The organism is Ewingella sp. S1.OA.A_B6, from assembly GCF_049889095.1.
Taxonomy (GTDB): domain Bacteria; phylum Pseudomonadota; class Gammaproteobacteria; order Enterobacterales; family Enterobacteriaceae; genus Ewingella.
Genome location: NZ_JBLJFK010000072.1, coordinates 1 through 273, shown reverse-complemented (window position 1 = coordinate 273; position 273 = coordinate 1). Strand labels below are relative to the sequence as shown.

The window sequence follows — 273 nt, the reverse complement described above, 5'->3', positions numbered from 1 at the left end:
GGTCCAGACTCCTACGGGAGGCAGCAGTGGGGAATATTGCACAATGGGCGCAAGCCTGATGCAGCCATGCCGCGTGTGTGAAGAAGGCCTTCGGGTTGTAAAGCACTTTCAGCGAGGAGGAAGGGTACGAAGTTAATAGCTTCGTGCATTGACGTTACTCGCAGAAGAAGCACCGGCTAACTCCGTGCCAGCAGCCGCGGTAATACGGAGGGTGCAAGCGTTAATCGGAATTACTGGGCGTAAAGCGCACGCAGGCGGTTTGTTAAGTCAGAT

The 273-nt window shown here is 54.9% G+C and carries 1 rRNA gene; it reads left to right on the top strand.

Going from position 1 to position 273, the window contains the following annotated elements:
* A 16S ribosomal RNA gene (locus tag ACMV8I_RS21525) occupies positions 1 to 273 on the top strand; the annotation flags it as partial.